Consider the following 18099-nt stretch of genomic DNA (forward strand, 5'->3'; position numbering starts at 1 on the left):
GGGTCAGGATCGGGTGTCCAGCAGGTCGTCGGGCAGCGGGGTGGGCGGTCCGCCGGTGTAGGTGACGCGCCACAGCGCCGAGGCGGAGTCGGCGTTGAAGAAGCCGCGACCGTAGTCCAGGACGTACAGCGAGCCGTCGGGGGCGAACTTCCAGTCCATCAGGTTGCGGATGCCGCCCTGGCCGACCGGGATGATCCGGTCCAGGCTCTCGGCGTGCACCGGGATGCCGCCGCCGGCCACGGTGCCGGGGTCGGTCACCACGGCGTGCCGTGGCTGGTCGCCGTCGTAGAAGTCGCCGACGAACCACTTGCCGTCCCAGTACGCGGGCCAGGCGACGTCGCTCTCCCGCTCCTCGTCGTAGCGGTAGACCGGGCCGTTCATCGTGGCCTGGCCGCCGCCGGTGAGCCAGGGCAGCAGGAACCGCTGGTCCTGCGCGCGGTAGGTGGGGACGCCGTTCGCGTCGCGCGGGTAGTCGGGGGCGCCGCCCTGCGGCGAGTACCAGATGTTGTTGGGAGTGACCGGCGGGAGCTCCACCAGGCCGTCGTTGTGCGGGGAGTCGTTCCTGGGGTTGTCGCAGTCGTACCAGCCGAGCGGCTGGGTGGGGTCGGGCAGGTTCCGGTCCCGGTAGGGCTGGTTGTTGCCCATGCAGTACGGCCAACCCCGGTTGCTCGCCCGGGTGATGACGGCGAACGTGTCGTACTTGGCCGGTCCCCAGGTGGTGCTGGGGTTGGCGGCGTCGGGACCGACCCAGCCGGCGTACAGCCAGTCGGTCTCCGGGTCGATGGCGATGCGGGCCGGGTTGCGCACGCCCATCACGTAGATCTCCGGGCGGGTCAGGCCGCCGCCCTCCTCCTCGCCGGTGAAGAGGTTGCCCTCGGGGATGGTGTACGTGCCGTCGTCCTCGGGGTGGATCCGCAGGATCTTGCCGTTGAGGTTGTTGGTGTTGCCGGCGGTGCGCCTGGCGTCGGCGAAGGACAGGCCCTGGAAGGTGGGCTGGGGGTTGTTCCCGGAGTAACCGTCGCTGAACCCGGAGGAGTTGTTGTCGCCGGTGGCGATGTACAGGTTGCCGTCCGAGTCGAAGTCCATGCCGCCGCCGGCGTGGCAGCAGCTGTGGATCTGCACCGGCCAGGACAGCAGCGTCCGTTCCGAGGCCAGGTCGATGGTGCCGGACCCGGGGTCGAAGGTGAAGCGGGAGACGCGGCGCTCGGCCACGCGTGCCTCGCGGTCGATCTCCGAGTGCGGCGTCCAGTGCAGGTAGATCCAGTTGTTGTCGAGGAAGTCGGGGTCGAGCGCGATGCCGAGCAGCCCCTCCTCGTTCTTCACCAGCTCCTCGCCGCCGCCCTTGTTGCCGAAGACCTCCAGCGTGGCGGCGAGGGACACGTCCTCGGTGTCCGGGTCGTAGACGTGGACGGTGCCCGGGCCGAGGCCGACGTTCGGGTCGTTCCAGTCGGTGACCACCGGGGCGTTCGACCAGCGTCCGCCGCGGCCGATGTAGAAGACGCGGCCGTCGTCGGCGATGTCGAGGCCGTGTGGCTCGCCGATCTGGTCCAGGGCCTCCGGCTGGTTGGGCGCGGTGATCCGCTCCGCCTGGTAGTTGTCGTCGATGGTGGCCTGGCAGTCGGCGCGGGTCAGCCGGCTGGCCCACAGCAGCGCGCCACGCAGGTGCTTGCGGAAGTTCTCCTCGACGAAGCTCCGTTCGGTGCCGCCCATGCCGGTGTAGAACGAGCGGCCGCCGTCGAAGTCGCGGCACCAGGAGATGGGGTGGTCCCAGCCCTCGGCCCCGCTGCCCGGCGTGTAGCTGCGTTCCCTGACCCGGGCCACGGTGTGCACCTCGCCGCTCGGGTTCTCCGTCCAGTTGAACCAGACGTCACGGCGGGCCCACTCCAGCGGCAGGCCCCGGGTCGCCGGGTTGACCCGGTCACCGGCCTCCACGACGGCGGTCTGCGCCTGTTGCGGGCTGCCCGGGTCGGGGCGGGTGCCGATGAGGTCGGTGAACCAGGTCGAGTCGGGCTGGGCGCGGGCCGCGTCGTGCAGTCCGACGAAGCCGCCGCCCATGCGCACGTAGTTCTGCAGGGCGGACTCCTGCCGGTCGGTCAGCACGGTGCTGCCCGGGGACAGGAAGACGATCGCGTTGTACTCGGTCAGCCCGGCCGGGTCGAAGACCGCCGGGTCCGTGGTGGTCTCGACCTCGAAGTGTTCCTGGCTCGGCCCCTGGACGCTGAGCGCCTCGACGGCCTCGACGCCGGCCCGGGACCGTTCGGGCGGGGCGTCGGCGCCGTGGAAGACCAGCACCCGGGCTTCGGGACCGCCCGGCATCGGGTCGGTGGTGGACAGGCCGTCGGCCGAGCCGGCGGCGGCCGGTGCTCCGCCGAGCAGCGCGGTGGTCATGGTCACGGCCAGTGCTAACAGCAGTGGTTTGCGGCTCATGGCGTGTCAGGTCCCTCTCGGGTGACAGCAGAGACGCCCTAGGAAGCTAGACGGTTTTTGCCGAACCGCCAATGGTTAGGGACCAGTTCGCACAAACTTTGTCCTGGGAGTGGCCAAACTCTTGTCATGCACATACGATCACGTGTCGGTCACAGTCGTTCATCGATGAGCGAGGAAGGCACCGCATGCGGCGACCAGCGTTTTCCCGGCGATCCTTCACCCGAGGCGCGGCCGCGGCCTCGCTGGCCCCGGCCGGCCTCGCGGCGCTCGGCGCGGCCCAGGCGCAGGCCCTGCCCGCGGCGCGCGCGGCCCAGGTCCGACGGTTCACGATGTACGCCGAGGAGCTCCCCGACGGGCGGCTCGGCTACGGTCTGGAGCCCGGCGAGGCCCGGGTACCTGGACCACTGCTGGAGATGTACGAGGGCGACACCCTGCAGATCGACCTTGTGAACACCCTCGACGTGCCGGTCAGCCTGCACGTCCACGGCGTGGACTACGCCAACGACAGCGACGGCACGCCGCTCACCGGCAGCACCGTGCCGCCCGGCGAGAGCCGCCTCTACACCTGGAACTCCCACGCTCCCGGGGTCCGCTCCGACGGCACCGTGATCCCCGGCAGCGCCGGCTACTGGCACTACCACGACCACGTCGTCGGCACCCCGCACGGCACCGTGGGGCTGCAGAAGGGGCTCTACGGCCCGCTGGTCGTCAGGCGCCAGGGCGACATCCTGCCGGACAGGCAGTTCACCATCGTCTTCAACGACATGACGATCAACAACCTCGGGCCGCACGAGGGGCCGAACTTCCGCGCGACGATCGGCGAGCGCTGCGAGATCATCATGATCACGCACGGCGAGTTCTACCACACGTTCCACATGCACGGGCACCGCTGGGCCGACAACCGCACCGGGCTGCTGGTCGACCAGAACGACCCGAGCCGGATCATCGACACCAAGATCACCGGCCCCGCCGAGTCCTTCGGCTTCCAGGTGATCGCCGGCGAACACGTGGGCCCGGGCCACTGGATGTACCACTGCCACGTGCAGAGCCACTCCGACATGGGCATGGTCGGCATCTTCACCGTCACCAGCCGCGACGGCAGCTACCCCGGCGACCCGCCGTCCCTCCACCGCTGACGGCCCGGGGAGTTGCCTGCTGTCAGCAACTACGTCCCGGAGAACTTGCGCGATCCTCCAAACTTTCTGATGCAAGATGCTTGTTTCGATCATCTTCGCGGACGCATGATGCCCGGACTGCTCGGCGAACGTCCGGAGGATCGACGTGGATCTCCAACTGCTCGCGGCCCTGGTACTCGGCATCGCCTCGATCGTCGTCATCGTGCTGCGCACCCGTCTCGACGCCTTCGTGGCGCTGCTCGTCGCCGCCCTGGTCACGGGGTTCGTCGCCGGCACCCCCGCGGTGGACGTGCTCGACTCCATCACCGGCGGCTTCGGCTCCACCATGGAGTCCATCGGCATCGTGATCGGCCTCGGCGTCGGCATCGGCAAGATCCTCGAGGTCTCCGGCGCGGCCGACGCCCTGGCCAGGACGTTCGTCCGGGCCTTCGGCCGCGGCCGCGAACCCTGGGCCATGGCCGGCGCCGGCGCCGTCGTCTCCGTCCCCGTCTTCTGCGACTCCGGCTACGTGATCATGAACCCGCTGGCCAGGTCGATCGCCCGCCGCCAACGCGCCGGCTACGTCACCCTCGCGCTCGCCCTCGGCTGCGGCATGACCCTCACCCACCACCTGGTGCCGCCCACCCCGGGGCCGCTCGGCGTGGCCGGCATCCTCGGCGCCGACCTGGGCGGCCTCGTGCTGGCCGGCCTCGTCTTCTCGCTCGTCCTGCTCCCGCTGGTCGTGCTGTACGCCCGCTGGATCGGCCCCCGCCTGGAAGCGGAGATCCTGCCCGAGGTCAGGGCCGAGGTGTACGGCACCAGGACCGTGACCAGCGGAACCGGCCGCGCCGGCGGCGGGCACGCCGCCGAGGAGCCCGAGCCCGCCCCGGACCCGACCGCCGCCCTCGGCCCGCCCCCGGCCGGCGCGAAGCCGCACCGGATATCCGCGGGCCTCGCCTTCCTGCCCCTGCTCGCCCCCCTCGCGCTCATCGTCGCCAACACCGTGGCCAACGCCGTCGACCGCGACCGCCAGGGCGTGCTGTCCGGGGACGACTACGAGCCCTCCCGCCTCGCCGAGATCCTCGGCTTCGTCGGCTCCCCGGTCGTCGCCCTGCTCATCGGCATCGTGCTCGCCGTCTACCTCCTCCTGCCACGCTGGACGCCCCGGCAGCGGGTCAGCGGCTGGCTGGCCGAGGCCGCCGGGTCGGCCGGCCTGATCATCCTCATCACCGGCGCCGGCGGCGCCTTCGGCGCCGTGCTCCGCGACTCCGGCATCGGCGACGAACTCGCCGCCGCCATCTCCTCCTGGAACGTGCCCGCCGTCCTGGTGCCCTTCCTCGTCGCCAGCCTCGTGCGGGTGGCCCAGGGCTCCGGCACCGTCGCCATGATCACCGCCGCCTCCGTGACCGCGCCGGTGATCGGCGCCCTCGGACTCTCCCCACTCCTCGCCGCCCTCGCCTGCTGCGCCGGCTCCATGGTGCTGAGCTACTTCAACGACTCCTACTTCTGGGTCGTCACCCGCTTCACCGGCCTCGACGGTCTCGCCGCCATCCGCGGCTGGTCCGGGATCACCAGCGCGGTGTGGCTCGGCTCGCTTCCGCTGCTGCTGGTCGGGAGCCTGTTCCTGTGACCGCCCACCAGAACCGACCCGAGCACCCGGGCGGCGTGCTCGTGGTCGCCGACGACCTGACCGGCGCCAACGCCACCGCCGCCGGCTTCGCCCGGGCCGGGCTGCGCGCCGTCACCGCGGGCGCGACCTGGCGCACCGACGTGCTCACCGACTTCGCCGCCCGCTTCGACGCCGTCGTGGTGAGCACCGACTGCCGCCACCTGCCGCCCGCCGACGCGGCCGAACGGGTCACCGCCGCCATCCACGCCGGCTGGCCCGCCGCCCTGGTCTGCAACCGCATCGACTCCACCCTCCGCGGCAACGTCGGCGCCACCACCGCCGCCGCGCTGCGCGCCGTCACGGAACGCGCCGGCCGCCGCGCCGTCGCGCTGTGCGCCCCGGCCCACCCCGGGGCCGGCCGGCACACCGTCCAGGGCCGTCAACTCCTCGACGGCGTCCGCCTGGAGGAGACCGAACTCGCGCACGACCCGCGATCGCCACTGCCCACCTCGGACATCGCCGAACTGCTCGCCGCCCAGGCCGGCCGGCTGCGCAGCCTCCCGCTCCCGCTGTCCGCGGTCACCGGCGACCCGGACGAACTGACCGCCACGCTCGACCGGCTGCTGGCCGCCGGCGCCGACGTGATCGTCGCCGACGCCCTCACCACCGGCCACCTGGAGCGCGTCGCCACCGCGGCCGCGGCGGCCGGCGGCGATGGGATCACCTGGGTCGGCGTCGACCCGGGACCCGGCTCGCTTGCCCTGGCCAGGGCCCTCGGCCTCACCACCAGGGCCGCCGGCGCCCCCGTCCTCGCGGTCTCCGGCTCCACCACCCGGCTCACCCGCGCCCAACTCGCCCGGCTGCGCGCCGAACACCCCGTCGACGTCGTCCGCCCGGTGCCCGCCGGCGCCGGCGCCGTCCCCGACGTGCCCGCCACGGCCGCCGCCCTGGAACGGGCCATCGCCGCCGCCGGACCCGAGCGGATCGTGCTGCTCGCGACCGTGCTCGACGACACCGACATCGTCGACGCCACGCCCGCCGACGCCGCCCGGCTGCCCGCCGCCCTCGCCGCCGTCGTCCGCCGCGCCCTCGAACGGCGCCCCGTCGACGGCCTGTTCGCCACCGGCGGCGACGTCTCGGCCGCCCTGCTCGCCGAACTCGGCGCCGTCGGCCTCGACGTCGAGGAGGAACTGGTGCCGCTCGCCGTCGCCGGCACCTTCGTCGGCGGCCCGTGGAACGGGCTGCCGGTCGTCACCAAGGGCGGACTCGTCGGGGACGCGGGCACCACCGCGGCCTGCGTCGCCCACCTCCGCAGGATGGCCACGGCCGCCCGCCGCCAGGTACGCGCCGCGCCACCAGGACCGCCACCCGCCGCCCGGCGCCCGTCCACCACCGAGCCAAGGAGCACCGCATGACCAGCCCCGTCCTCGCCCTCACCCTCGGCGACCCCGCCGGCATCGGCCCCGAGATCACCGCCAGGACCCTCGCCGACGCCGCGGGACAGGACGGCCACCACGGCGTCGCCGTCGGCGACGCCGAGGCGCTGCGCCGGGGCGCCCGCGCCGCCGGCCTCGACGTCGAGGTGCGGGAGGTCACCGACTTCGCCACCCCACCCGCCGGTCCCGGCGTGATCGACGTCCTCGACACCGGCGTCCTCGGCCGGTCGCTCCCCGACTGGGGCACCGTCGACGCCCGCGCCGGCCGGGCCGCCGTCGCCGCCATCGAGACCGCCACCCGCGCCGCCCTGGACGGCGCCGTCGACGGCGTCGTCACCGCCCCCATCAACAAGGAGGCCATCTGGCAGGCCGGCTCCACCCACCTCGGGCACACCGAGATGCTCGGCGAACTCACCGGCGTCACCCGCCAGGACACCATGTTCGTCGTCCGCAACACCGCCGTTCCCGGACACCACCTGCGGATCTTCTTCACCACCCGGCACGTCGCGCTGCGCCGGGCCCTCGACCAGCTCACCCGCGAACGCGTGGGCCGCTCCATCCGGGAGGCCGAGACCGCGCTCCGCGTCTTCGGCACCCCAAGCCCACGACTCGCCGTCGCCGCCGTCAACCCGCACGGCGGGGAGAACGGCGCCTTCGGGGACGAGGAGATCGTCCACATCGGCCCCGCCTGCGAGGCGGCCCGCGCCGAGGGCCTCGACGTCACAGGACCGGTGCCCGCCGACTCCGTCTTCCACCAGGGCCTCACCGGCCGCTTCGACGGCGTGCTCTCGCACTTCCACGACCAGGGCCACATCCCCGCCAAGACCTACGACTTCGCCGGCACCATCTCCGTCACCGTGGGCCTGCCGATCCTGCGGACCTCCGTCGACCACGGCACCGCCTTCGACATCGCCGGCACCGGCCGGGCGGACCACGGCACAATGCTCTCGGCCTACCAGGCGGCCGTGGACTACAGCCCCTCGGTGCCGCTGATCCGCGAGACCTACGGCCAGGGGCGCTGATGCGCGCCCCACCACCCCAGCACACGGAGGACCGGTGACCCGACCGACCACCCGACGCGGCACCCGCGAACGGCACGAGGCACTGCTCGCGCTGTTGCGCGACGGCACCACCCAGGTGGAGGAACTCGCCGCCGCCCTCTCCGTGTCACCCTCCACCGTCCGCCGCGACCTCGGCCGGCTCACCGCGGACCACAAGGTGGCCAGGACCTACGGCGGCGCCGTCGTCCCCGAGGCCTTCCACGAACGCCCGGTGGCCGAGAGCGCGTTGCTCAACCGCCAGGCCAAGGCGGCCATCGCCGCGGCCGCCGCGTCGCTGGTCCCGGCCGCCGGCGCCGTGTTCGTCGACGCCGGCACCACCTGCGCCGCGCTCGCCCGCACGCTGGCCGCCGAGCACGGCGGCCGGCTCGCCGTCACCCGCGGCCTGGAAACGGCCAACCTCCTGGTGGAGGCTCCTGGTTGGGAGGTGGTGATCCTCGGCGGCCGCATCCTGCCGCTCAGCCACGGCCTGGTCGGACCGCTCGTCGACCTGGCCCTGGAACGGCTCTCGTTCGAGGTCGCCTTCCTCGGCGCCGACGCCGTCGACCCCGCCCGCGGCGTGGGCGAACCCACGCTGGAGGAGACCGCGGTCAAGGAACGCGTCGCCGCCCGGGCCCGGCACGTCGTCGTCCTGGCCGACGCCACCAAGCTCGCCGTCGGAGACGCCCCCGCCTGGGCCCGACTCCCCGCCGGCTGGACCCTGGTGACCGACGCCGCCGCCCCCGACGACATCCGGGCCCGCTGCGCGGCGGCCGGCGTCACACTCCACGTCGCGGAGTGACCGGGCCTACCGTCCCGCCGCCGACACCGCTACGGTGGCGCACGTGCGTTGATCCCAGGGCGGCGGCACCACGCCCGCCGCGGACGGAGTGATCCCCTCACGTCGGCACGACGTCGAGGGCGGTCCGCTGTGCCCATCCGTCGTCCCCACCCGGGAGATCACCGCATGACCACCCAACACCCGTCGTCCTACCAGCCGTTCGTCGCCCACGCCGCCGCCGACCCGGACGTCGTCGGGCTCGTCCTCAAGGGCTCGCACGCACACGACGGCATGGCGACCGACCGATCCGACCACGACCTCTACGTCGTCCTCGCCGACGGCGCGACCACGGAGCTGACGGCGCTCGACGGGCACCGGTCCGCCCAACTCGACCTCGTCGTCGTGTCGTTGACCGAGTTCCGGCGCCGCGGCGGCTGGGAGCGCTACGCCCTCGCCCGGGCCCGGGTCGTGCTCGACCGGCTCGACGGCGAGATCGCCCGGATCGTCGCGGCCAAGGGCCGGCTCGACGTCGACGAGGCGTTCCACGCGGCCGCCGGCAGCCTGGACGCCTACGCCAACTCCCTCTACCGCTCGGTCAAGAACGCCCGGGACGGCCGCCCGCTCGCCGGCCGGCTCGACGCCGCCGACAGCATGGGCTTCCTGCTGGAGACGCTGTTCGCCCTCGACCGCCGCCCACGCCCCTACAACAAGTACCTGGAGTGGGAGCTGGAGCGGTACCCGCTGCCGGGATGGCACACCGAGGCCCTCCTCGCGACGATCGGACGCATCGCCGCCACCGGCGACGTCGACCGGCAGCGACGCCTCTTCACCCGGGTCGAGACCGTGGCACGCGGGGCGGGCCACGGCCCGACCCTGGACGCCTGGGGCGACGACCTGCCGCTGATGCGGCCCGCCGCCGATGACGCCCCCGCTACGCTCCACCGATGACCGACCGACCGACGAACGACACCTCGATCCGCCGGTGGAACACCGTGCCCCGCGAGGCGATGGAGGCGATGGAACCCGAGGGCGACTTCGCCAAGCGCCACCTGCTCAACCCGGTGCTGCTCCGGATGGTCGGAGACGTGCGCGGTCGGCGCGTGCTGGACGCCGGATGCGGGCACGGCTATCTCAGCCGCATGCTGGCCGACCGCCACGCCCGCGTCGTCGGCGTCGAGCCCACCGACGCCATGTTCGGCTACGCCGTGGAGAAGGAACGCGCTCTCCGGCAGGGCGTCGAGTACGTCCAGGCCGACCTCGGCCGGTTGCCGGACCTGGGCGACCCGTTCGACGCCGTCGTCTGCAGCATGGTGCTGCCGGCCATCCCCGACTGGAAACCGGCGATGCGCGCCTGCGTGCGCGCCCTGCGGACCGGCGGGTTGTTCGTCTTCTCCGTCAACCACCCGGCCTTCGAGCAGCTCCTGGCCACCTGGCGCGCGCACGGCGCCTACCGCTCCGCGAGCTCGCCGAGCCGGGGCTCGACCCCGCCGTCGCAGGCGAGGCACGGGCCACCACGCCCGGCATCGAGAGCTACGTCCACCTCCCCAACTTCATGGTCGTCGCGGCCGAGCGGCTCTGAACCGGCGGGCGTGCTTCAGGCCAGCTCCACGGCGTCCAACTCGGCGTAGCGCTCGCCCTTGCCCAGGCGGACCGTGTTCCAGCCCTCCCGCAGCTCGACGGGGACGGCCGCCTGCCGCCAGGCGTCCCACCCCGTGTGGGGGTAGCGGGCCTCGCCCGCCGCTGTTCCGTTGACCGTCAGGCGGTGGGAGGCGGCGGCCGGGGATCCGTCCTCGGCGAGCGAGCCGTTGCCGAAGCGGACGGTCAGGGTGTGGGGCCCGCCGTTCGCCCAGCCGAGGTCGGCGACGTACAGCCGCGCGGTGGGAGCGGTCGGCGTCCCAGCCGTGGAAGACGATCCGGTCCCGCCCGTCGGGCCCGGTGACCACGTCCTGGCCGCCGGGCCCGACGGGCGGGACCGGAGAAGGAGTCGGTCGTCAGCAGCGGGGCCGCCGCCTTGGTGTAGGGCCCGGTCAGGCTCTCGGCGACGGCGTAGCTCGTCTTGTAGCGGTCGTCGCCGTATAAGTCCGCCGAGTAGAACGGCCCTGTCACCTCGTGTACACCTCGGCCCGGTCCACGCTCACGAACGCGGCCCCGGACTGGGCGTTGTGTTCACCGGTGACGCGGACGCGCAGCGTGTGGCGGCCGTACGTGAGCCGGGGGCTGAGGTACTGGAGGGTCTCGCCGACCCGGATCGCCCCGTGGAGGTCGACGCGTTGTTCGGGGCCGCCGTCGACGCTGAGGGCGGCGATGCCGTTGCCGGTGTCGCGGACGGACAGCAGGGCGATCCTGGTCCCCGTGAAGGTGAAGGTGGCGGTGTTGCCGGCCCGGTCGCTCCAGTGGTCGTCGCCCCAGAAGCACTGCGCGGCGCAGCCGGTGCCCGAGTTCCAGCTGCCGGTGTACGTCACGGTGCCGTCCCCGCTGGCGCGGCCGTCGTCGTTGATCCAGTAGGTGCCGGCGCCGGGGTCGCCGGAGGGCAGGTCCTGCGTCGCGCCCAGCGCGAGGGGCCGGCCGAGGTTCGGGCTGCCGTCGGCGTTCCACGTGATCCGCTGGGCCCGGGTGGTGCGGTTCGTGTAGGTGAAGGTGGTGGTCGTCTTGGCGTGGTAGACGATCCAGTCCTCGGTGCCGTCGGGGGAGCGGAAGAACGAGTGGTGGCCGGGACCGAAGACCCCGCGGTCGTCGGCGCGGGAGAACACGGGACCGTCGTGCTGGGTCCAGTCTCCGGGCCGCAGCGGGTCGGCGCCGTCGGGCAGCGACATCATCCAGATCTGGTAGTCGGGCTTGCCGGTGTCGCAGGTGGAGTACGTCATCCAGGTGCGGCCGTTGCGGTTGAGGAACTCGGGTCCTTCACGGACCTCGGGGCAGCCGCCGTCGGCGTCCAGGGCGACGGCGTCGCCCGAGACGGTGTAGGGGTTCGACATCGGCGCGATGTTGAGCCCGTTGTGCTGGTACTGGTTGATGCCGGCGTAGGCGAGGTAGAGGCGTCCGTCGTGCTCGAACACGCTGGGGTCGATGGCGTAGTCGTCGGCGTGGTTGGGCGGGGCGAGCCGGGCCCTGAAGCGGTACGGGCCGGTCGGGTCCGCACCCTCCGACTCCAGGACGTACAGCCGGTGGTGCTCGTCGACGCCGTCGTCGGCGGTGTAGTAGAGGTACCAGCGGTCCCCGAAGCGGTGGAACTCCGGCGCCCAGATGTTCCGGTTGCGTGACGGGTCGGTGTCCGTCCAGACGGTCACCGGCTCGGCCGTGAGCAGCGAGCCGAGCGAGGGGGAGCGCCACATCCGGATGCTGTTCCCCTGCGTGGTCGTCAGGTAGTAGTTCCCCCGCCAGTGCGTCAGATACGGGTCGGGGCCGGGGTTGAGCGGGTTGCGGAAGGTGGTGTCCGAGGGGGCGGACGCCGCGCTCGCCGTGGTCTGCGGCGGAGCGGCGACGAAGCCGAACAGGAGGGCCAGGAGGGCGGCGAAGAGTGCCGCGCGGCCGGCCTTGCGGGGTCCAACGCGCATGGGGCAGCTCCTTTTACATCGATGTAAGTCCCCGCCGGGAAGGTAGGAAAGGGGCGCGGGGGTGTCAACGGTTCCGGGCCACCCCGGCGCGGTACGCGCGGCCGGTCTTTCGCCGCCGCCCGTCGCAACCGCGATCTGGTCGTCGCGTCGGCCGCGCCTCCCTGAGCCGGCGGAGCGGCCCGGCTGCCCCCGTGGTGACCGCGACCCGGTAAGCGCGACTTCGGTGCCGATGGCCGCCGCAGGTCCGGTCGCCGGTCCAGGGCATTCGCTGTCGCGACGATTCGCAGGAGGGGGTGACGCCCGCCTCGGGCGGGCCGCGACCCGGGTGGCTGCCGCTCTCGCGCGGCATCAGGAATGAACAGATTCGAACGCGACCTCTTGACTTCGTCCGAGGCCGGTGTAACTTCGGCGCAGCCCACCGTATTTAACGATAAACCAGAGGGGGCGACATGGGGCATGAGTGGCTGACCGCAACCTCGTCGTGTGCGTTCGCCCAGCTCAGACCGGGTCCACGCGGTGGTGGGGCCGCACGGCCCGACACCCGCGCCCGCATCGTCGGCCGTGCCCTGCGCTGGCCCGCGCGGCGGGTCGGGAACCACCAGCACCGGGGCGCCGACGCCCGGCGGCACCGACCGCCGGGGCGGTGCCAGGAGTTCCGGCTCCGGGCCGGCGTCGAACCCGACGCCCCCGGGGTTCCGTGGCACATGCAACCCCGCCGCGGCCGGGATCCCAGGCGCCTCGGGTGCGCTCCGGTGGCCGCCGGTTCAACCGCCTGACCACCTCCGTCCAGCACGTTCCAACCGGCCGTCGTCGATGGGCCGCAGGCCCCACGTCGACCGGTCGTCCCCTCGTACCCGCGATTCGTACCCGCGATCCCAGAACACCTCCCCGACCGAAGGAGTGGTCCCAGTGTCGAGACACTCGAAGTACCTCGCCGCCGCGCTCGCCGTGGCCACCGCATGGGCCGTGTCCGGCTGCGGCGGCGGCAGCGGCGGCTCGGACGGCGGTGTCACGCTGTCCCTGCTCTCCTGGGACGGCGAGGAGACCATGACGCCGGTCCTGGAGGCGTTCGAGGCGGCCCACCCGGACATCGACGTCGAGGCGTCCTACTCGCCCCCGGTCGCGGAGTACATCCAGTCCCTGCAGACCCGGGTGCTGTCCGGCACCGCCCCGGACGTCTTCCTGATCGCCGCGGAGAACAAGACCAACCTCATCGAGGGCGGACACGTGCTGGACCTGGCGGGCGAGGACTTCCTGGCCAACGTGCCGGAGTTCAACCAGCAGACCTACGGTGCCGACGGCGCGGTCTACGGGCTCTCGCTCTCCTCCTGGGGCGGGGGCATCCTCTACAACGAGGATCTGCTCGGCCAGGTCGGCGCCGACGCGCCGCCGGAGACCTGGGAGGAGTTCCTCGACCTGTGCGCCGAACTCCAGGACGCCGGCATCACGCCGTACCTGGAGGCCGTGGACGGGATGCCCACCGTGCTCGCGGCCTTCCTGGGCGCCTACGACGCGTCCATCGGCCACACCATGGACGACGAGATCTTCGACGGCACCTCGACCTTCGAGGAGCACTGGACGCCGCTGCTGGAGCAGTACTACCGGCTCTACGACGAGGGCCTGGTGACCAGGGACACCGTCGGCCTGACCGGCGACCAGGTGGAGTCGGAGTTCGCCAACGGCCGGGTGGCGATGATGATCGCCGGACCGTGGAACGTGCCCGGGTTGCGGGAGTCCGCGCCGGACCTGAACTTCCGGATGGCGCCGATCCCCGGCGTGGCGGGCGGCGAGCCCTACCTGGCCGGCGCGGCGAGCCCCGGCTACGCGATCAACCCGGACTCGGAGAACATCGAGGCGGCCCGGACGTTCCTGGCCTACCTCGCGTCCCCCGAGGGCATCGAGGTCCTGCAGGAGGCCGAGGGCTCGATCACGGTCACCAGCGACTTCGAGCCGCCGCTGGACGAGGCCCTGGACCCGATCGTCGAGGACGTCCGGGCCGGAAACCTGTACCTGCCGCAGATCGCCTGGCAGCGCGCCGAGGACGTGCTCAACGTCGAGGCCGTCGCGCAGATCCAGCGCATGGTCCAGGGGGAGATCTCGCCGCGCGAGGTGGCCCGGGCGCTGGACCAGAAGCTGGCGTCGTCATGACCCTCGCCACCGCCAGTGCCTCCGCCGCCCCGCCGCGGCCCGGCGCCGACGCCCGGACCGGGTCCGCCCGCCGCCGCCGGACGGGCCCGTCCGGCGGCTGGCGGGAGGCCGCCGCGCACCAGCTGTTCCTGGTCCCGGTCGCCGCGGTCTTCATCGTCCTGTTCGTCATCCCGCTCGGGCAGACGTTCTACTGGAGCCTGACCGACTTCACGGGCTACTCCGACGACGTCACGTTCGTCGGCCTGGAGAACTACCGGACCATCCTCTCCGACGCGTCGATGACCGCGGGGCTCTCGTTCACCCTGCTGTTCGCCGTGGGCACCACGCTGCTGACCACCGTCATCGCCATCCCGCTCGCGGTGGCCCTGAACCAGCGCCTGATCGGACGGAACTTCGCCCGCTCGCTGTTCTTCTTCCCGGCGATCCCGAGCATGGCGGTGCTGGGCCTGGTGTGGGGGTACATCCTCTCCCCGCTCGGCTCCGGCGTGCTCAACTCCGTACTGGACGCCACGCTCGGCGTCGGTCCCGTGCCCTGGCTCTCGGACGCCACGCTGGCCAAGCTCTCGGTGGTCCTGGTGGGCGTCTGGGGCGGCGCGGGCTGGCACGCGGTGCTCTACCTGGCCTACCTGCAGACCATCCCGGCCGAGTACTACGAGGTCGCCACCATCGACGGCGCCGGGGCCCGGCAGCGGTTCCTCCACATCACCCTGCCGCTGCTCATGCCGGCGATGGTGATCAGTCAGTTCCTGCTGATGACCGGCGGACTGAAGGTGTTCGACCTGCCCTACACGCTGACCAACGGCGGTCCTGGCTTCGCGACGCAGACGATCACCCAGTCGATCATCGTCAGCGGCGTCGGCCAGGGCCGGTACGGCGTCGCCTCGGCGCTGGCCGTGCTCTTCACGCTCGCCGTCGCGGCGCTGTCCTTCAGTCAACTGCTCATCTCCCGGCGGATCGAGAGGAGAGTGCTGTGACGCGCCGCCGCCCGCTGCTCAGCGTCGTCGTGATCGGCCTGGCCTGTCTGGTCGGGATGCCGCTCTACTACATCGTCGTCAACACCTTCAAGACGCAGGACGAGATGGTGAGCTCGCCGCTCGCCCCACCGACCTCGCTCTACCTGGACAACTACCTGGAGGTGTTCGACCAGGTTCCGCTGGCGCAGAGTTTCGGCAACACGCTCTACATCACCGCCGGCGCCATCGCGGTCCAACTGTTCGTCGGCGTCACCGCGGCCTACGGCATGATCATGCGCGCCACGCTCTTCAACCGGATCTTCGGCGTCCTGCTGCTGCTGGCGTTCGTGGTTCCGGGCCAGGCCACGCTGATCCCGCTGTACCGGACGCTCGTGGACGCCGAGCTCGTGGACACCTTCAACGGGCTCATCATCATGTACGCCGGCGGCTCGATCTTCTGCTTCTTCCTGATCCAGGGCTATATCCGCACGCTGCCGTTCGAGATCGTCGAGGCAGCGCGGATCGACGGCGCCGGCGTCTTCCAGATCTTCTGGCGGATCGTGCTGCCCCTGATCAGACCGATCCTGATCACCGTCGGCATCTTCCAGACGATGTGGGTGTGGAACGACTTCATCCTGCCCAACGTGTTCCTCTCCTCGCCCGAGAAACGCACCATCGTGCTGGAGGTCTACAGCGCCGTCGGCGAGTTCTCCACCGACTGGCCCGCGTTCATGACGCTCTCCGTGGTCGCGCTCGTCCCGATGGTGGTGTTCTTCGTCGTCTCCCAACGCCACATCATCAGCGGGCTGCTCGCTGGGGGAGTCAAGGGATGAGCCACCCCACCGCCGGCACCCCGCTCTACACCGACCCGGTGCACCACGCCCCCACCGACCCGACGCTGATCGAGGCGCCCGACGGCTCGTGGCGGATGTTCTACACCCAGCGCCGGGCCGGCGACGAGGGGCCCGGGGTGCGCTGGGTGCACGGCACCGACATCGGCGTGGCCGGATCCGCCGACGGCGGCCGCACCTGGGACTACCTCGGCGTGGTCGACGGGCTCGACCCGAATCCGGGCCGCAACACGCTCTGGGCGCCGGAGATCGTCCACGTCGAGGGCTGCTACCACATGTTCCTCACCTACATCCGGGGCGTGCCGGACAGGTGGGCGGGCCACCCCCGCGCCATCCGCCACCTGATCTCCGACGACCTCGTCTCCTGGCAGGACCTCGGCGCGGTGCCCCTCTCGTCCGACCGCGTCATCGACGCCTGCGTCCACCCGCTGCCGGCCGGCGGCTACCGGATGTGGTTCAAGGACGAGGCCCACGACTCGGCCACCTGGGCGGCCGACTCACCCGACCTGACCGTCTGGGGCACCGCCCACCCCGTCATCGAGGCGCCGCCGCACGAGGGGCCGAACGTCTTCGAACTCGGCGGCCGGTACTGGATGGTCACCGACGAGTGGCGCGGCCTGGGAGTGCACCGCTCGACCGACCTGTCCGGGTGGGAACGCCAGGGCCTGATCCTCGACACCCCGGGCCGGCACCCGCTCGACGCCGGCCACGGCCACCACGCCGACGTCGTCGTCGGGTACGACGCGGACGGCGAGGAGGTCGGTTGGATCTTCTACTTCACCCACCGTCAGGAGCCCGCGGAACGCCGCACCGACGTGCAGGTCGCGACCCTGCGGGTGGTCGGCGAACGCCTGCACTGCGACCGGGAGGCACCCACCCACCTCGACCTGCGTCGAGCACGTCGCGGCTGAACGCCCCGGGCGCGCCAACGCCGCCGGCGGTGGCGCGCCCGGGGGCCGGCGGCGTCGGGTCAGCCGCACTCCGGGCAGCCGGGGGTGCGGCCACCGGCCGCCATGGGGCGGGCGGTGGGGGAGTCGGGGGTGGAGACCATCCGCAGCCGACCGCAGCCGCAGCGGAGCCACCTGACGGTGCCCTCGCTCGTGGTGTGCCGGGAGAGCTCGACGGGGGCGGTGGACACCTGGGGATTCTGGGTCATCGTGGTCATACCGGCAGTGTGCCGCCGCTTGACCTTGTAGGTCCATTTCACATTTCTCGGGTGTTGTGTGCAGAATCGTTGCATGATTGATCTGCGCAGGCTCCAGGTGCTCCGCGCGGTGCACCAGCACGGCACGGTGACCGCCGCGGCCGCCGCGCTGCATCTGACCCCATCCGCCGTCTCCCACCAACTCCGCGAGCTCGCCAAGGAGTTGAGGGTCAAGCTGGTCGAGCCGCAGGGGCGCCGTATCCGGCTGACCGGCGCCGCCCACCTGGTCATCAGGCACGGCGAGGAGCTCCTCGCCCGCTGGGAGGAGGCCGAGTCCGCCCTGGAGGCCTACCGGGCGGGGGAGGCCGGCCTGCTGCGGATCTGCGGCTACGCCAGCGCCGTCACCGGGCTGATCGCCCCGGCGACCGCCCTGCTCCGCAAGCGCCACCCCGACCTCACCGTGGTGGTCACCGAGTGCGAGACCGCCGCCGGCTTCGACCTGCTGCTGTCCACCGACGCCGACATCGCCGTGCTGGCCCCCTCGGAGGACTTCCCCAACCCCAGCGACTCGCGCTTCGACCAGGAGCCGCTGCTCGACGAACCGCTCGACCTGATCGTGCCGGCCGGGCACCCCCTGGCCGCGCGCGCCGAGGTGTCCCTGGCCGAGACCGCCCGCGAGGACTGGGTGCTGCCGCTGCCCGGCAGCTGTGACCACTACCAGCGCGTCCTGGTGTTCTGCGCCGTCGCCGGCTTCACGCCCGCGGTCGCGCACTGGGCCAAGGAGTGGGCGGCCGTCTCGGCCATGGTCGGGCACGGCCTCGGGATCTCCCTCTACCCGAGGCTCACCGAGATCCCGCCCAGCCACCGCACGGTCCGGGTCCCGCTCGCCGCCGAACTACGCGTCTCCCGCCGGGTCCTCAGCTGCGTCCGGCAGGGCGGCCGCGCCCACCCCCTCGTCCGACACGGTCTCGACGCGCTCGACGAGGTGATCGCCGCCCATCCGGCGCTCGCCACGGGAGCAACCGCCGGCCGCACCTGACGGCC

Annotated in this window: 15 protein-coding genes; 12 read left to right on the top strand and 3 right to left on the bottom strand. The window is 72.5% G+C overall.

Annotated elements, in window-relative coordinates; all coding sequences use genetic code 11:
* Positions 1-3: 3 nt before the first annotated feature.
* Positions 4-2427: a ThuA domain-containing protein gene (locus ACFWI8_RS12460; protein WP_387089280.1), complete on the bottom strand. Its 2424-nt coding sequence runs from the start codon at positions 2425-2427 to the stop codon at positions 4-6.
* Between the two features lie 185 nt (positions 2428-2612).
* Here ACFWI8_RS12460 and ACFWI8_RS12465 point away from each other — a divergent pair, with 185 nt between their 5' ends.
* From ACFWI8_RS12465 to ACFWI8_RS12495, 7 genes are all read left to right on the top strand, one after another.
* Complete coding sequence (locus ACFWI8_RS12465; protein ID WP_387089283.1) at positions 2613-3563, top strand: multicopper oxidase domain-containing protein; 951 nt, start codon at positions 2613-2615, stop codon at positions 3561-3563.
* Between the two features lie 145 nt (positions 3564-3708).
* Positions 3709-5172 carry a GntP family permease gene (locus ACFWI8_RS12470; protein WP_387089286.1) on the top strand — a complete coding sequence of 488 codons (1464 nt, stop codon included), beginning with the start codon at positions 3709-3711 and terminating at the stop codon, positions 5170-5172.
* On the top strand, positions 5169-6566 hold the full coding sequence (locus ACFWI8_RS12475; protein ID WP_387089289.1) for a four-carbon acid sugar kinase family protein: 1398 nt from the start codon (positions 5169-5171) through the stop codon (positions 6564-6566). The genes ACFWI8_RS12470 and ACFWI8_RS12475 overlap by 4 nt, the downstream gene beginning before the upstream one ends.
* Positions 6563-7609 carry a 4-hydroxythreonine-4-phosphate dehydrogenase PdxA gene (gene pdxA, locus ACFWI8_RS12480; RefSeq protein WP_387089292.1) on the top strand — a complete coding sequence of 349 codons (1047 nt, stop codon included), beginning with the start codon at positions 6563-6565 and terminating at the stop codon, positions 7607-7609. Before ACFWI8_RS12475 ends, pdxA begins: the two co-directional genes overlap by 4 nt.
* Before the next feature lie 34 nt (positions 7610-7643).
* Positions 7644-8426: a DeoR/GlpR family DNA-binding transcription regulator gene (locus ACFWI8_RS12485; RefSeq protein ID WP_387089295.1), complete on the top strand. Its 783-nt coding sequence runs from the start codon at positions 7644-7646 to the stop codon at positions 8424-8426.
* Positions 8427-8591: 165 nt separating this feature from the next.
* Entirely contained in the window at positions 8592-9353 is a 762-nt protein-coding gene (locus tag ACFWI8_RS12490) for a hypothetical protein (RefSeq protein ID WP_387089298.1), read from the top strand.
* On the top strand, positions 9350-10033 hold the full coding sequence (locus ACFWI8_RS12495; RefSeq protein WP_387089301.1) for a class I SAM-dependent methyltransferase: 684 nt from the start codon (positions 9350-9352) through the stop codon (positions 10031-10033). The genes ACFWI8_RS12490 and ACFWI8_RS12495 overlap by 4 nt, the downstream gene beginning before the upstream one ends.
* Before the next feature lie 474 nt (positions 10034-10507).
* Here ACFWI8_RS12495 and ACFWI8_RS12500 read toward each other — a convergent pair whose 3' ends face one another.
* Positions 10508-11959 carry a glycoside hydrolase family 43 protein gene (locus tag ACFWI8_RS12500; protein ID WP_387089304.1) on the bottom strand — a complete coding sequence of 484 codons (1452 nt, stop codon included), beginning with the start codon at positions 11957-11959 and terminating at the stop codon, positions 10508-10510.
* A 909-nt stretch (positions 11960-12868) separates the two neighbouring features.
* Here ACFWI8_RS12500 and ACFWI8_RS12505 point away from each other — a divergent pair.
* The 4 genes from ACFWI8_RS12505 to ACFWI8_RS12520 are packed head-to-tail and all read left to right on the top strand — an operon-like array spanning position 12869 to position 16822.
* A complete protein-coding gene (locus ACFWI8_RS12505) occupies positions 12869-14107 on the top strand; it encodes an ABC transporter substrate-binding protein (RefSeq protein ID WP_387089307.1) in 1239 nt (412 codons plus the stop codon).
* On the top strand, positions 14104-15081 hold the full coding sequence (locus ACFWI8_RS12510; protein ID WP_387089309.1) for a carbohydrate ABC transporter permease: 978 nt from the start codon (positions 14104-14106) through the stop codon (positions 15079-15081). The genes ACFWI8_RS12505 and ACFWI8_RS12510 overlap by 4 nt, the downstream gene beginning before the upstream one ends.
* Positions 15078-15893: a carbohydrate ABC transporter permease gene (locus tag ACFWI8_RS12515; RefSeq protein WP_387089312.1), complete on the top strand. Its 816-nt coding sequence runs from the start codon at positions 15078-15080 to the stop codon at positions 15891-15893. Before ACFWI8_RS12510 ends, ACFWI8_RS12515 begins: the two co-directional genes overlap by 4 nt.
* Positions 15890-16822, top strand: coding sequence for a glycosyl hydrolase (locus ACFWI8_RS12520; protein ID WP_387089315.1), 933 nt, complete (start codon positions 15890-15892; stop codon positions 16820-16822). The genes ACFWI8_RS12515 and ACFWI8_RS12520 overlap by 4 nt, the downstream gene beginning before the upstream one ends.
* A gap of 59 nt (positions 16823-16881) precedes the next feature.
* Here ACFWI8_RS12520 and ACFWI8_RS12525 read toward each other — a convergent pair whose 3' ends face one another.
* On the bottom strand, positions 16882-17076 hold the full coding sequence (locus ACFWI8_RS12525; protein ID WP_387089318.1) for a hypothetical protein: 195 nt from the start codon (positions 17074-17076) through the stop codon (positions 16882-16884).
* A 73-nt stretch (positions 17077-17149) separates the two neighbouring features.
* On the opposite strand from ACFWI8_RS12525, the gene ACFWI8_RS12530 reads away from it, so the two are divergent.
* The gene (locus tag ACFWI8_RS12530) at positions 17150-18094 is read left to right on the top strand and encodes a LysR family transcriptional regulator (protein WP_387089321.1); all 945 of its coding nucleotides are present in this window, start codon (positions 17150-17152) and stop codon (positions 18092-18094) included.
* Positions 18095-18099: the final 5 nt, after the last annotated feature.

It is taken from the genome of Streptomyces sp. NPDC127098 (assembly GCF_042722465.1).
Taxonomy (GTDB): Bacteria; Actinomycetota; Actinomycetes; order Streptomycetales; family Streptomycetaceae; genus Streptomyces; species Streptomyces millisiae.

Excerpts from the sequence above, each read along its gene's own strand:
- ACFWI8_RS12525 (WP_387089318.1), bottom strand. The coding sequence starts at position 17,076 with ATGACCACGATGACCCAGAATCCCCAGGTGTCCACCGCCCCCGTCGAG.
- ACFWI8_RS12510 (WP_387089309.1), top strand. The coding sequence starts at position 14,104 with ATGACCCTCGCCACCGCCAGTGCCTCCGCCGCCCCGCCGCGGCCCGGC.
- ACFWI8_RS12465 (WP_387089283.1), top strand. The coding sequence starts at position 2,613 with ATGCGGCGACCAGCGTTTTCCCGGCGATCCTTCACCCGAGGCGCGGCC.
- ACFWI8_RS12500 (WP_387089304.1), bottom strand. The coding sequence starts at position 11,959 with ATGCGCGTTGGACCCCGCAAGGCCGGCCGCGCGGCACTCTTCGCCGCC.
- ACFWI8_RS12460 (WP_387089280.1), bottom strand. The coding sequence starts at position 2,427 with ATGAGCCGCAAACCACTGCTGTTAGCACTGGCCGTGACCATGACCACC.
- ACFWI8_RS12490 (WP_387089298.1), top strand. The coding sequence starts at position 8,592 with ATGACCACCCAACACCCGTCGTCCTACCAGCCGTTCGTCGCCCACGCC.
- pdxA (WP_387089292.1), top strand. The coding sequence starts at position 6,563 with ATGACCAGCCCCGTCCTCGCCCTCACCCTCGGCGACCCCGCCGGCATC.
- ACFWI8_RS12530 (WP_387089321.1), top strand. The coding sequence starts at position 17,150 with ATGATTGATCTGCGCAGGCTCCAGGTGCTCCGCGCGGTGCACCAGCAC.
- ACFWI8_RS12520 (WP_387089315.1), top strand. The coding sequence starts at position 15,890 with ATGAGCCACCCCACCGCCGGCACCCCGCTCTACACCGACCCGGTGCAC.
- ACFWI8_RS12495 (WP_387089301.1), top strand. The coding sequence starts at position 9,350 with ATGACCGACCGACCGACGAACGACACCTCGATCCGCCGGTGGAACACC.